Raw genomic sequence first — 13,814 nt, 5'->3', positions numbered from 1 at the left:
GGCCAGTCTACGGACGGGGGGCCCGGGGACTTTCGACCCGGCCGTTTCAGGACGTTCGGCGCCCGTTGCGACCGGATCGTTATGCAAGCCTTGCGGGCAGGAGATAGGGGAACAAATGCCGCAGGCCAGCAGTAAGACGTCCGCTTCCAGCCGCGACATAGGGATCGATCTGGGGACCGCCAACACCCTGGTCTACGCCCGGGGGCACGGAATCGTCCTCAATGAGCCGTCCGTGGTCGCCGTGAAGGCGGGCACCACCACCGCGCTGGCCGTCGGGACCGAGGCCAAGGAGACCATCGGCCGCACTCCCGGCTCCATCACCGCGATCCGCCCCCTGAAGGACGGGGTCATCTGCGACTACGAGGCGGCCGAGGAGATGATCCGGCACTTCGTCCGCAAGGCCGTGCCCGGGCGGCGACCGCGCACCCGGATGGTCGTCTGCGTGCCCTCCGGGGTCACCCCGGTCGAACGGCGGGCCATCGTCCACGCCTCGACCCGGGCCGGGGCCAGGGCCGTCCACCTGATCGAGGAGCCGATGGCGGCGGCGATCGGCGCGGGCCTGCCGGTGGCCGAGCCGCGCGGCTCGATGGTGGTGGACATCGGCGGCGGCACCACCGAGGTCGCCGTCATCTCGCTCGGCGGGATCGTCACGTCCCGGTCGCTGCGGGTCGGCGGGGACCGGCTGGATGCCTCGATCATGGACTACGTACGCAAGGAGCACGGACTGCTCATCGGCGAGCGCAGCGCCGAGGACGTCAAGGTCGGCATCGGCTCCGCCTGGCCGGTGCCGGACCGGCCGGAGCTGGAGACCCGCACCTTCACGGTGCGCGGCCGCGAGCGGGTCGGCGGCATGCCGAAGACGCTCTCGCTGGGCGCGGCCGACGTACGGGCCGCGCTCGGCGAGCCGGTCGAGGCGATCATCGCCGCGGTGCGCAGCACCCTGGAGGAGTGCCCGCCCGAGCTGTCCGGCGACGTGATGGAGCACGGCATCGTCCTGACCGGCGGCGGCGCACTGCTGCCCGGCCTGGACCTGCGGACGGCCTCCGCGACCGGGATCCCGGTCTTCGTCGCCGACGCCCCGCTCGACTGCGTGGCCCTGGGCTCCGGCAGGTGCGTGGAGGACCTGGACACCCTGAACGGCCTGCTGGTCCCGGCGAAGGCCTGACCGCGGCCGTCCCCGGCTATCCGCGCGGGAGGGTGGCCACCACCGTGTACGAGTCCTCCGTGCGCGTCGCCGTCAGGGTTCCGCCCAGGCTGCGCACGCGCTCGGACATGCTCGCCGTGCCCGAGCCGGCCGAGACGGGGGCGCGCGTGGGCGTACGGGCGGGCAGGCCGTTGCTGACCGCGATCCGCAGCTGCGGGCCGTCCGCCGCGATCGACACGTCGATGGTCTCCCCACAGGCGTGCTTGGCCGCATTGGTCAGGCACTCCTGCACCACCCGGTAGACCGCGGCCTGCCGCAGCGGCGACAGCCCGTGCACCTGCGGATCCAGGGCCAGCCGCACGGGCGAACCGGCCCGCCCGCTCTCCTCCGCGAGGGCCGGCAGCCCCTCCACCCCCGGGGTCGCGGCCCGTTCCCCGCGCTGCACGATGATCTCGTTGAGCACCAGATGGGCCCGGCGCGCGGTGTCGGCCAGCTCCTCGAAGTCCTTGGCGTGCGCCGACTTGCGCGCCCGCACCGACAGCACCTCGGAGCGCACCGTCAGCAGCGTCAGCTCCCGGCCGACGAAGTCGTGGACGTCGCGGGCGACCGAGGTGCGCTCCTGCTGGACCGCCTGCAGGACGGCCGATTCGGCCCGCCGGGCGGCCAGCTCGCGCACCAGGTCGTGCCGGTAGGCGGCGATGCCGACGGCCGAGGCGAGCACCCCGATGGGCACGACCAGGCTCAGGAACGCGCTGAGGGTCCGGGCCTGCGGTTCGGGCCAGCCCGGGACGCTGAAGACGATCAGCGCGAAGGCGATGTACCCGAGGGTGGCGAGGACCGCGGGCCGGCGCCCCCGGAAGCGGCCGACCGAGTAGAGCGCGAACTGGATCAGCGTCAGCTCGTGCAGCCAGCCGATGAAGAGCAGTGCGATGAGGTACGAGACCCAGGGCACCCGGCGGCGCACCACCAGGCTCGAGCACCCGGCGGCGAGCACGACGGCCGCCATCGGGCCGCTGAGCGAGTTGTCCGCGGCGGCCAGGCCCGGCAGGTCCAGTGCCATCAGGCCGAGGCAGCTGAGTGCGGTGAGCACGTCAAGCGCCCGTGGAGACCCGGTCCAGCTCTCGGCGAGCCGGCGGCCGGTGGCCGCGGCCCGGCGGAGCACCGGGGCGACGGGCGGGACGTGCATGCCCTCCATCATCCGTGCTCGGCGAGGGGGATCGGATCGGCCAAGCGGGCCGAAAACGTGATGTCCGACACTCCGGACAACTCGGGACACAACCCGTCAGGGCGCGGGATCGGTGCCCGGGCCCGCGTAATCGGAGCCGAAACAGGACCGGATCTCCCGCTCGGAGTCCGGGCGCCCCGCGAAGTTGAGCCGGGAGTCCTCCTCCTTGGGCGCGGCCTTGGGGTCGGCATCGAAGGAGACCGACCACCAGTAGACGCCCGTCATCTTCCGCTCCCGGACGACCTGGCAGACCGCCTTGTACCAGTTGGCCTGCACTGCGGGGTTCAGCTTGCGCCGCGCATAGAAGTCGCCGGGGGCGTGGTACGCCCCGTCCATGGCGCTGATGCCCGCCTCGGCGAGCACGATCCGCGGCAGCGGGCCCTTGGTCTTCTTGTCGAGCCAGGTGTTCCAGCCGTCGACGAGCTGGTCGACGGGGGCGTCGTCGGCGACCTTGACGGGGAAGTACGCGTCGACGCCGAGCCGCTTGACCGGTACGTCGATGTGGCCGCCCACGTAGTTGTCCCAGTTGGCGTCGTAGGACACCTCGCCCTGGAACCGCTTCTCGGCCGCCGTGATCAGGCCCTTCCAGCCCGGGTGGCCCTCCATCGAGTTCAGCTCGGTGCCGATCACGAACGTGGCCGCCTGCTGCTGCTGTGCCACGTCCAGGTACGGGCCGAGCAGGGCCTCGTACGCATCGAACCAGGCCTCCTTGTCGGTCGGCTTGATGTTGCCGCGCCAGCCCGCCGGAGGAACGAGCACCGCCTCGTCCAGCGTCGGGCGGACGGTGGTGCGCAGTCCGGCCTCGTGGAAGACGCGCAGCACCGTCTCGAGGTGCTCGGGCGTCGGGGTGCTCTTGCCCGCCGCGAGCTTCGTCGAGGTGCGGCCCTCCGTGTAGAAGGGGAAGGAGACGGACACGGCGTTGGCCTTCAGCCCGACGAGGTAGTCGGCCTGCCGGCGCGCCTGCTTCTCGACGTACGCGTCGCTGTGTTCCTTCTCGTCCTCCCAGAAGATCTGGACGCCCCACTCGGGCATGCCTGCCTTCCAGGGCTTGTCCACCTTCAGCGCGGGCCCGACGGGCTCGGCCGCCTTGGGCTCCTCGGCCGCGTCGCCCGCGCCGGCGGCGGCGGGGGCGTCGCCGCCCTTGGCGCGGGTGGAGTCGTGCAGGACCAGGACCGGCTTCACGGAGCCCGACCGCCAGCGCAGCGGGTGGTCCCCGACCACGAACGGGAGGCCGATGACCAGGCAGGTCACGGTCACCGGGAGGATCGCGAGCAGGGGGACCTTGGAGCGCTTCTTCTTCTCGTCCTGGTTCTTCTGGTTCTTCTCGTTGTTCACGAGGGACTCTCGTTTTCTCACGCGGGCTTGGCTATGACGACGAACTTGTTCTCTTCGCGCTTGATGAACTTGATCAGCCCGCGCAGGCCGCCGAGCCCTTCCATGACGGAGAACACCGGGATGAGGGCGAGCACGACGATCGGCTCCCACCAGCGCCGCCTGCCGTTCGCCGAGACCAGGGCGTTGAGCCGCAGCCCCTCCCAGTACGTCCAGATGACGTACGCGAAGTTGAGCGCCCACATGATCACGACGGACTGGGCCACGGGCGAGGTGTTGAAGTCGCCGATGAGCCAGGCCACGAAGACCACGGTCGCGATGTGCTGGAGCGGGCCGAAGACCCAGGTGGCCACGCAGAGCAGCAGGAACCAGCGGTACCGGAACGGCACCGTGCGGTTGAAGCACAGCGCGACCAGGCCCCACGCCCAGCGCTCGCGCTGCTTGATGAAGTCCCTGGTGGTGGCCGGGGAGGCGCCGTAGCAGCGGCCGTTGAACCAGTCGCTGCGGCCGGGGTACTCGCGGCAGAACGCCAGGGCCAGCTGCGCGTCCTCGACGATGGCCTTCGGGCCGAAGTCCCAGCCGATGGTCGCCTCGATGGAGGCGCGGAGCAGCAACAGCTCGCCGTGCACGCCGGCGACGGGGGTGCCGAGGCCGGTGAGGGCACGGAACCGGGCGATGTCGTCGGCGGGGCGGACCGCGTCGGCGAGCCAGGTGAAGCGGTTCACGGCGTTCTCGCGCGGGTAGGCGAGGATGCCCTGCGCCATGTGCTTGCCCTCGTCGCCGTCCCGCCGCTGGCGGTTGACGAACTGGGCCATGGACGCGGCGGTGTCGGGGCCGACCCCGGTGTCGTCGTCCATGTGCAGCACCCAGATGTCGTCGAGGGCCTCGCCCTCGTCGATCCGCAGCTCGTGCGCGTAGTGGTTGGCGCGGGCCTTGAAACGCGTTCCGTTCTCCGTCTGGTACGCCTTGGGCACCGTGACCACGCGGATCAGGGGGTTCATCGCGGCCAGGCCGTCGATCTGCTCGGTCGCCTCGCAGCCCTCCTCCGTGAGCACGTCGACCCGCATCCAGGGGAAGTACGCAGGCAGGTGCTCCACGTAGCTGAGGACCGAGCGCTCCAGCGCCGGGTACGTGTCGTGGCGGCCGATGGTCGGCACGAGCACGATGAGGAAGTCCTCCTCCACCGGCGTCGGCGGGACCATCTCGTGCGACTTGCGCAGCCGGCGGCGGATCAGCACGGCGCCCTGGAGGCCGACCATGACGCCTATGCCGGGCAGCGACCAGACGACCGACAGCGTCCAGCCCAGCGGGGTCGGATTCGGCTTGAACGACCACAGGCCGAAGCCGGCGAGGAGCAGGAAGGGCAGCACGAAGGCCGCCATGCCTGGCTTCCAGTCGGCAAGGCGCTGCACCAGCTTCGCATCGCGCCGCGACGTGGGCGCGACCTCTTGTACGGGGGCGAGGGTCATGGAAGAGGTCCTTCGGGATTCCTACTACTGCTGTTGCTGCGGCGGCGACTGCCGGGGCTGCTGGGGCTGCTGGGGCCAGGCGGGCTGACTGCCGTACGGGCCGGGCCCGTAACCGGGCTGCGGCTGCCGGGGCGGGTAGGGCTGGGGCTGCTGCGGCTGCGGCTGCGGCTGCGGCTGCGGCTGCGGCTGCGGCTGCGGCTGCGGCTGCCCATAGCCCGTCTGCGGCAACTGCGGCCCGGGCTGCGCCGGGTAGGCCGGAGGGGCCCCGAACCCGTGGGACGGCTGCGGCGATTGCTGCTGGGGCACCTGCTGCGCCTGCCGGGCCTCGTTGGCCTGCTGGGTCCACGGGTTCACCGGCGGCTGCCACGCTTCGTACACCGCGAAGTCCCGCAGCAGCAGCACGATGAGCGTGCCGGTCACCAGGACACCGGCGGCGAAGGTCGCCAGCTTCAGCCCGCCCTGGACGGTCGTGGTGAAGTACTCGGCCTGCTTCTCGTCGAAGAGCGCACCCGACAGACTGCGCACCCGGTTGTAGCCCTCGATGGCGGCGCCGCCGATGACGATGCCCCGCCCGAGGGTGTTCCCCCGCAGGACCAACAGCCCGCCCGCCACATAGACGACACCCCAGTTGAGGTTGAACGTCTCTGCAGTTCCGGAGCCGTCGCCCGTGCCGTAGTACACGATGCCCTGCAGGAAGTCGGCGACGCCGACCTGCCAGAAGCAGTTGTACAAGGCCCAGAGGAGCAGGATGCCTGCCCAGCCCATGGCCACGAAGGCGGCCACACGGTGGGCGCGTGGCGTTGACGCGCTCAACTTCACTCCTATTCGGATGTTCCGTCGTGCAAGGCGAGCCATTGCACGCCCGCGGGCCCGGATTCCCGGCCGCCGGTGATCGTTTTGGGGTCGTCGTACGTCTGCTGCACATCGGCGTTCGGGTTCTTCGCCGTGAGTCCGTCGCCCCACACGGTCCACAGCACCCAGGGGGCCTTGTCGAGCGTCGTGCGCTGCGCCGCGCCCAGCGGCACGTGGAAGGACTCCGCGAGGATCCGCGGCTTGCCGTAGTCCTCGAGGCCGCGGTGCCACGTCGATGTCCAGGCGGCCGGGTCGAAGGGGTTGTCCGGCGTTCCGCTGTAGTCGTCGACCCCGACCACGTCCACGTACTCGGCGCCCGGGTAGAAGTCCCAGGGTTCGCTGCCGTGGATGCCGTCCCAGGCGGTGGGGGCCCATACGAAGATCAGGTTGTGCAGTCCGCGGGAGCCCACCAGGTAGTGGTAGAGCAACTCCCAGAGGGCGGTGTACTGCTGGGGCTTCAGCCCCGCCCACCAAAAGCTCTGCTCCCCGCCGAGCGAGTTCATCTCGTGGTACGGGCGCAGCAGTACGGGTACGTCGTACGCGGCCAGGTAGCCGAGGTGGTCCGCGAGGAACGACAGGTCCAGCAGGAGCGCCCCGTGCTCGGCGGAACCGGGGGTGAGCACCCGGTCGATCCAGCCCGGGTCCTTCGCCGAGGGCGCGCTGCGGCGCAGTGTCTGGTCGTAGCTCTTGACCGGGCTGCCCGGCCACGGCTGGTGGAACGACATCCCGACCAGGCCCGCGGGCGCTCCCCCGTTGGCCGGCAGCACGGTCTTGGTGCCGTTCCAGAGGCGTTCGGTGCCGGTCGGGTTGTACGAGCCGTCGTCCTTGCGGGGCAGGCCGTGCCAGACGGCCATGGCGAGGTCGACGACGTCGTTGGTGTAGGTCCAGAACTCGCGGCGGGCGGGCCAGGCGGCGCGCGAGTAGTCCCGGGCCTCGCCCACGCCCCAGCTTTCCTGCTGGTAGCCGGGGCCCAGGTCCAGTTCGAGGAAGGCCGGCAGCTTCCCGGTGATGTCCTGGGGCTTGCGGTAGTAGTAGCCGGGCGGTTTGGGACCGCTGTGGTCGCCGTACTCCGGGTTGTACCGCTCGTTGTGCACCTCGGCGTGCTGGCCCATGAGGGTGCCGCGGCGCCGTCCTGCCCGGGCGTCCGCCTCCAGCCCGGCCAATAACCGGTACACGGACCGGGCCCCTTTGGAGGCCTTGGGGTCCCGCGACAGCAGGTCCTTCTGGAGTGCGGCGGCGGGCGCGCGCGAAGTGCTGAAGGCCGCGACTCCGGCGAGGGCGCCGCCGGTGGCCGCGGTGGCCGCCGCGCCCAGGAGGAGATTGCGGCGCTTCAGCTCGCGGCGTAAGACCGGGCGGCCCGGCACGTCACGACCCAACACTCCGAGACCCCCCTCGGTCGACAGCCGGCCGACGATGGCCCCTGCCGATTGCACGGAACCCCCGGGGCCGCTGTCACCCTACGCGTCGGCCCCCGAGCGATGCACTCGGGGGCCGAAGGTTCACCGTATGTACGTGTGGTTCACCGTTTGTACGTGTTACGCCGCGGGCAGCGTCTCGAGCTGGGCCTGGATCCGGGCGATGTCCGCCTCGGCCTTGGCCAGCCGGCCCTTGATCTTGTCCACGACGTTGTCGGGGGCCTTGGCCAGGAAGGCCTCGTTCCCGAGCTTCGCCTCGGCCTGCTGCTTCTCCTTCTCCGCGGCCGCGAGGTCCTTGGAGAGGCGCCCCCGCTCGGCGGCGACGTCGATCGTGCCCGACAGGTCGAGTGCGACGGTGGCGCCGGCGACCGGCAGGGTGGCGGTGGCGGTGAAGCCCTCGCCCTCCGGCTGGAGGCGCAGCAGCTGGCGCACGGCCGCCTCGTGCGCGGCCAGCGCCGTACCGGTCAGGTCCAGGCGGGCCGGGACCTTCTGGCCGTCCTGGAGGCCCTGCTCCTTGCGGAACCGGCGGACCTCGGTGACGACGGCCTGGACGCGCTCGATCTCCGCCTCGGCGGCCTCGTCGCGGAAGCCGCTGTCCTTGGGCCACTCGGCGATGACGAGCGACTCGCGGCCGGTCAGCGTGGTCCACAGCGTCTCGGTGACGAAGGGGACGACCGGGTGCAGCAGCCGCAGCATGACGTCGATGACCTCGCCGAGCACGCGGCCGGAGACCTTGGCCTGCTCGCCGCCCGCGAAGAACGTCGTCTTCGACAGCTCGACGTACCAGTCGAAGACCTCGTCCCACGCGAAGTGGTACAGCGCCTCGCTGAGCTTCGAGAACTGGAAGTCCTCGTAGTACGCGTCGACCTGCGCGACCGTCTTGTTCAGGCGGGACAGGATCCAGCGGTCCGTCGCGGACAGCTGCTCGACCGGCGGCAGGTCGCCCTCGATCGTGGCGCCGTTCATCAGCGCGAAGCGCGTGGCGTTCCAGATCTTGTTGGCGAACTTGCTGGAGGCCTGGACCCAGTCCTCGCCGATCGGCACGTCGGTGCCCGGGTTGGCGCCCTTGGCCAGGGTGAAGCGGACGGCGTCGGAGCCGTACTTGTCCATCCAGTCCAGCGGGTCGACGACGTTGCCGAAGGACTTCGACATCTTCTTGCCGCGCTCGTCGCGGACCAGGCCGGTCAGCGCGATGGTCTTGAAGGGCGCCTCGCCGTCCATGGCGTACAGGCCGAACATCATCATCCGGGCGACCCAGAAGAAGATGATGTCGTGGCCGGTCACCAGGACGTCGGTGGAGTAGAACTTCGCCAGGTCCGGGGTCTTCTCCGGCCAGCCGAGCGTGGAGAACGGCCACAGGCCGGAGGAGAACCAGGTGTCGAGGACGTCCGTGTCCTGGCGCCAGCCCTCGCCGGTGGGCGCCTCGTCGTCCGGGCCGACGCAGACGATCTCGCCGTCCGGGCCGTACCAGACCGGGATCCGGTGGCCCCACCACAGCTGGCGCGAGATGCACCAGTCGTTGAGGTTGTCGACCCAGTCGAAGTAGCGCTTCGACATCTCCTCGGGGTGGATCGAGACGCGGCCGTCGCGGACGGCGTCGCCGGCGGCCTTGGCCAGCGTCTCGACCTTGACCCACCACTGCAGCGACAGGCGCGGCTCGACGGTGGTGCGGCAGCGGGAGCAGTGCCCGACGGAGTGCAGGTACGGGCGCTTCTCGGCGACGATCCGGCCCTGCTCGCGCAGCGCCCCGACGACCGCGGAGCGGGCCTCGAAGCGGTCCAGGCCGAGGAAGGGGCCGTGGACGGTGATGATGCCGTGCTCGTCCATGATCGTCATGGAGGGCAGGTCGTGGCGCTGGCCGATCGCGAAGTCGTTCGGGTCGTGCGCCGGGGTCACCTTGACGGCGCCGGTGCCGAACTCCGGGTCGACGTGCGTGTCGGCGACGACCGGGATGGTCCGGTCGGTCAGCGGCAGCTTGATCCGCTTGCCGATGAGGTGCGCGTACCGCTCGTCGTCCGGGTGGACGGCCACGGCGGTGTCACCGAGCATCGTCTCGGCGCGGGTGGTGGCGACGACGAGGGTGTCCTCGCCCTCGCCGTACTTGATCGAGACGAGCTCGCCCGCGTCCTCCTGGTACTCCACCTCGATGTCGGAGATGGCCGTGAGGCAGCGGGGGCACCAGTTGATGATGCGCTCGGCGCGGTAGATCAGCTCGTCGTCGTAGAGCTTCTTGAAGATCGTCTGGACGGCCTTGGAGAGGCCCTCGTCCATGGTGAACCGCTCGCGCGACCAGTCGACGCCGTCGCCGAGGCGGCGCATCTGGCCGAGGATCTTGCCGCCGTACTCTTCCTTCCACTGCCAGACGCGCTCGACGAACTCCTCGCGGCCCAGGTCGTGGCGGGACTTGCCCTCTTCCGCGAGCTGCTGCTCGACCTTGTTCTGGGTGGCGATACCGGCGTGGTCCATGCCGGGCAGCCACAGGGACTCGTAGCCCTGCATGCGCTTGCGGCGGGTCAGGGCGTCCATGAGCGTGTGCTGGAAGGCGTGCCCCAGGTGCAGGGAGCCGGTGACGTTCGGCGGCGGGATGACGATGGTGTACGCGGGCTTCTCGCTCGCGGGATCGGCCGTGAAGTACCCACGCTCCACCCAGCGCTCGTAGAGCTTCCCCTCTACCTCGGCCGGAGCGTACGCGGTCGGCAGTTCGGAGTTGGGGCTGCTGGGTGTCTGCGTGTTCTCGGTCACGAGGCACAGTTTAGAGCCGTAACAGTCCAGTCATGAAACCGGTAATCAGGGGGCCCGGCGCCCTGTGGGCGATGGGCTTCCGACAGGATGTCTGAAACGCATAAGGATTCCTGAAGGGGGACGCGGGCATGAGCTACAACCAGCCGGGACCGTATGGAGGCCAGCCGCCGCAGCAGCCGGGACCCTACGGAGGCCCCCCGCAGCAGCCGGGACCGTACGGGCAGCCCGCCCCGCAGCCCGGCTACGGCTACCCCCAGCAGCCCCCGCCGGGCGTGCCTCCGCAGGGCTACCCCCAGCAGCCGCCGCAGCAGCAGCCGGGCTACGGCTACCCGCAGCAGCCCCCGTACGGCGGGATAGCCCCGCAGCAGCCGAAGAAGTCCAAGGGCGGCGTGATCGTCGCCGTCGTCGTCGCGGTGGCGGTCATCGCGGGCGCCGGCTGGTACTTCACGAAGGGCGGCGGCGCCTCGGGCTCGGTCTCGTCCGCCACCAAGGGCTACAAGCTGGTCGCCCCGGAGACGGTGAACGACTTCAAGAAGGACCCGAAGTACAAGGACACGCCCCTCAGCGACAAGGACAAGACCGAAGCCGAGGCCATGGGGATCAAGAACCCCACCAAGGTGGCCCAGCAGTACCAGGCCGGCGACCCGAGCAACCCTCTGTCGGCCAAGGCCCTGAACTTCTCGGGTCTGTACGGCGACATCGCGGACCCGGAGAAGGCTGTGGACGCGTACTTCGCCACGGCCAAGCTCAACGCCGGCAAGGACAAGTCCATGTCGGTGGACCTGATCGGGAGCCCCCAAGCAGTGACTCCGTCGGGGTTCAGCGGCGCGGTGATGAAGTGCCAGGAGATGAAGTTCACCTCCACGAGCACGAGCACCACGGCCAAGGGGCCGAAGGAGTTCACGCTGCCGGTCTGCATCTGGGGTGACTACAGCACCCTGAGCGTGGTCAGCGCGACCGACCTGGCCTCTGTCCTGGCCGGCAAGACGGGCTACACCCTGGAGCAGACCTCCGAACTTGCGGCCAAGCTCTACAACACCGCCCGCGTCAAGGCCTGACCGGACGGACGGACGGCGTGGGGGCATACGCCCCGCGCCGACCTGCCCCACACGGTCAGGCCAGCCGGTAGCAAGCCGTGGAGGCGTCGTTGACCTTCACTCCGAGGTTCACCAAGGACACGTAACAGGCGTGACGGTTCAGTCCGCTCATGTCCCATGCGGCGCCGGCATTGCATGAATTCTCGACCTGCGGGCCCACGTTGTAGCCCACGTTGCGCAGGTAGACCTGGCAGTCGGCCGACGAGGCCGACGCAGGCGAAGCCGCCATGATCGGGAGGTCGGCTGCGGCGAACGTCGCGGCCAGGACGCCGACTGCACGCTTCGAAGCGCAGAGGGGCGCCCGGCCGGTGGCCGGGCGCCCCTTCGCGTGCGTCGTGACGGCTACGCCGACTTCTCCTGCGGGCCCTGGTCCTTCGGGACGATGCGGGGGACCAGCGTCGGGTTGACGTTCGAGCGGACGACGTCCGAGGTGATGACCACGCGGGCCACGTCCTTGCGGGACGGGACCTCGTACATCACCGACATCAGGACCTCTTCCATGATGGCGCGCAGGCCGCGCGCGCCCGTCTGGCGGAGGATCGCCTGGTCCGCGATGGCCTCCAGCGCCTCGCGCTCGAAGTCCAGCTCGACGCCGTCGAGTTCGAACAGCCGCTGGTACTGCTTCACCAGCGCGTTCCGCGGCTCCACCAGGATCTGCAGCAGCGCCTCGCGGTCCAGGTTGTGGACCGAGGTGATCACGGGCAGACGGCCGATGAACTCCGGGATCATCCCGAACTTCACCAGGTCCTCCGGCATGACCTCCTGGAACTGGTCGCTCGCCTCGATCTCGCGCTTCGAGCGGATCGTCGCCCCGAAGCCGATGCCCTTGGCGCCCGCACGCGACTCGATGATCTTCTCGAGGCCGGCGAAGGCGCCGCCCACGATGAAGAGCACGTTCGTCGTGTCGATCTGGATGAACTCCTGGTGCGGGTGCTTGCGGCCGCCCTGCGGCGGGACCGAGGCCGTCGTGCCCTCGAGGATCTTCAGCAGGGCCTGCTGCACGCCCTCGCCGCTCACGTCGCGCGTGATCGACGGGTTCTCGCTCTTGCGGGCGACCTTGTCGATCTCGTCGATGTAGATGATCCCGGTCTCGGCCTTCTTGACGTCGTAGTCGGCCGCCTGGATCAGCTTGAGCAGGATGTTCTCGACGTCCTCGCCGACGTACCCGGCCTCCGTCAGCGCCGTCGCGTCGGCGATGGCGAACGGGACGTTCAGCATGCGCGCGAGCGTCTGGGCGAGGAGCGTCTTGCCCGAGCCCGTCGGGCCCAGCAGCAGGATGTTGGACTTCGCGAGCTCGATCGCGTCGTCCCGGCCCTGCGCGCCGCCGTTCTCGCCGGCCTGGACCCGCTTGTAGTGGTTGTACACCGCCACCGAGAGGGCCTTCTTCGCCGGCTCCTGGCCGACGACGTAGCTCTCCAGGAACTCGTAGATCTCACGAGGCTTGGGGAGTTCCTCCCACCGGACCTCGGAGGTCTCGGCGAGCTCCTCCTCGATGATCTCGTTGCAGAGGTCGATGCACTCGTCGCAGATGTACACACCGGGTCCTGCGATGAGCTTCTTCACCTGCTTCTGGCTCTTTCCGCAGAACGAGCACTTGAGCAGGTCGCCGCCGTCACCGATGCGTGCCACGAGGTGCTTCCCCTTCGCCTGGGAGACGCTTGGTTCAGCGCTCCTGGTGCCTCATATCCGACGGTACCTTGCCGGGGGCCCCGTACGGGGCCCCCTTGACGTGGTTCACATCGCCGAATGTGACGACGTGCCCACGCCAACTGGCGGCAAGGATCAGTGGGAGTTCTTGCGGGTCGAGACGATCTGGTCGATCAGGCCGTACGCGAGCGCGTCCTCGGCCGTCAGGATCTTGTCGCGCTCGATGTCCTCGCGGATCTTCTCGATCGGCGTGGTCGAGTGCTTGGCCAGCATGGTCTCCAGCTGGTCACGCATGCGCAGGATCTCCCTGGCCGCGATCTCCAGGTCGGAGAGCTGCTCGCGGCCGGTGCCGCCCGACGGCTGGTGGATCAGCACACGGGCGTTCGGCAGCGCCATGCGCTTGCCGGGGGTGCCGGCGGCCAGCAGGACCGCGGCGGCGGAGGCCGCCTGGCCCATGCAGACCGTCTGGATGTCCGGCTTCACGAACTGCATCGTGTCGTAGATGGCCGTCAGCGCGGTGAAGGAGCCGCCGGGGCTGTTGATGTAGATCGAGATGTCGCGGTCCGGGTCCATCGACTCCAGGCACAGCAGCTGCGCCATGACGTCGTTGGCGGAGGCGTCGTCGATCTGCACGCCGAGGAAGATCACGCGCTCCTCGAAGAGCTTCGCGTACGGGTCGTACTCGCGCACGCCCTGCGAGGTGCGCTCGACGAAGCGCGGGACGACGTAGCGGTTGTCCACCGGTGCGCCGGTGTAGAGGCCGCTCGCGGGAGAGAGGTTGTTCATGTGCATCTGGGTGTTCACCATCCTGGTGGCGTTCTGCGGGCTGGGGCTTGCCGGGTGCGAGCGGGCGTACGGGGCCTCGTACGAGGCCCCGCGCGCCGGGGCCGG

The 13,814-nt window shown here is 70.0% G+C and carries 11 protein-coding genes; 2 read left to right on the top strand and 9 right to left on the bottom strand.

Annotation, left to right across the window (positions count from 1 at the left end; all coding sequences use genetic code 11):
- Positions 1-115 precede the first annotated feature (115 nt).
- Complete coding sequence (locus tag OG299_RS25860) at positions 116-1,165, top strand: rod shape-determining protein (RefSeq protein WP_327362779.1); 1,050 nt, start codon at positions 116-118, stop codon at positions 1,163-1,165.
- Positions 1,166-1,181: 16 nt separating this feature from the next.
- On the opposite strand, the gene OG299_RS25855 is transcribed toward OG299_RS25860, so the two are convergent.
- The 6 genes from OG299_RS25855 to OG299_RS25830 form a co-directional block, all read right to left on the bottom strand.
- Positions 1,182-2,330, bottom strand: a complete 1,149-nt coding sequence (locus tag OG299_RS25855; protein ID WP_327362778.1) for a sensor histidine kinase — start codon at positions 2,328-2,330, stop codon at positions 1,182-1,184.
- A gap of 96 nt (positions 2,331-2,426) precedes the next feature.
- Positions 2,427-3,725: a glycoside hydrolase family 113 gene (locus OG299_RS25850; RefSeq protein WP_327362777.1), complete on the bottom strand. Its 1,299-nt coding sequence runs from the start codon at positions 3,723-3,725 to the stop codon at positions 2,427-2,429.
- Entirely contained in the window at positions 3,722-5,170 is a 1,449-nt protein-coding gene (locus OG299_RS25845; protein ID WP_327362776.1) for a glycosyltransferase family 2 protein, read from the bottom strand. The genes OG299_RS25850 and OG299_RS25845 overlap by 4 nt, the downstream gene beginning before the upstream one ends.
- 24 nt (positions 5,171-5,194) lie before the next feature.
- A complete protein-coding gene (locus OG299_RS25840) occupies positions 5,195-5,983 on the bottom strand; it encodes a hypothetical protein (protein WP_327362775.1) in 789 nt (262 codons plus the stop codon).
- An 8-nt stretch (positions 5,984-5,991) separates the two neighbouring features.
- Entirely contained in the window at positions 5,992-7,401 is a 1,410-nt protein-coding gene (locus tag OG299_RS25835) for a glycoside hydrolase family 26 protein (protein ID WP_327362774.1), read from the bottom strand.
- 156 nt (positions 7,402-7,557) lie between these two features.
- Positions 7,558-10,179 (bottom strand): valine--tRNA ligase, encoded by a 2,622-nt coding sequence (locus tag OG299_RS25830; RefSeq protein ID WP_266629273.1) that lies wholly within the window; start codon positions 10,177-10,179, stop codon positions 7,558-7,560.
- A 128-nt stretch (positions 10,180-10,307) separates the two neighbouring features.
- Here OG299_RS25830 and OG299_RS25825 point away from each other — a divergent pair, with 128 nt between their 5' ends.
- Positions 10,308-11,237 carry a hypothetical protein gene (locus tag OG299_RS25825; RefSeq protein ID WP_266629271.1) on the top strand — a complete coding sequence of 310 codons (930 nt, stop codon included), beginning with the start codon at positions 10,308-10,310 and terminating at the stop codon, positions 11,235-11,237.
- A 55-nt stretch (positions 11,238-11,292) separates the two neighbouring features.
- On the opposite strand, the gene OG299_RS25820 is transcribed toward OG299_RS25825, so the two are convergent.
- From OG299_RS25820 to OG299_RS25810, 3 genes are all read right to left on the bottom strand, one after another.
- Positions 11,293-11,505 carry a hypothetical protein gene (locus OG299_RS25820; RefSeq protein ID WP_327362773.1) on the bottom strand — a complete coding sequence of 71 codons (213 nt, stop codon included), beginning with the start codon at positions 11,503-11,505 and terminating at the stop codon, positions 11,293-11,295.
- Positions 11,506-11,618: 113 nt separating this feature from the next.
- On the bottom strand, positions 11,619-12,905 hold the full coding sequence (gene clpX / locus OG299_RS25815) for an ATP-dependent Clp protease ATP-binding subunit ClpX (protein ID WP_030159377.1): 1,287 nt from the start codon (positions 12,903-12,905) through the stop codon (positions 11,619-11,621).
- Between the two features lie 153 nt (positions 12,906-13,058).
- On the bottom strand, positions 13,059-13,730 hold the full coding sequence (locus tag OG299_RS25810) for an ATP-dependent Clp protease proteolytic subunit (RefSeq protein ID WP_323179072.1): 672 nt from the start codon (positions 13,728-13,730) through the stop codon (positions 13,059-13,061).
- Positions 13,731-13,814 lie beyond the last annotated feature (84 nt).

Source organism: Streptomyces sp. NBC_01296 (assembly GCF_035984415.1).
GTDB lineage: Bacteria > Actinomycetota > Actinomycetes > Streptomycetales > Streptomycetaceae > Streptomyces.
Note: the sequence above shows the minus strand (reverse complement) of the source record. Positions and strands in the feature narration are given on the sequence as shown.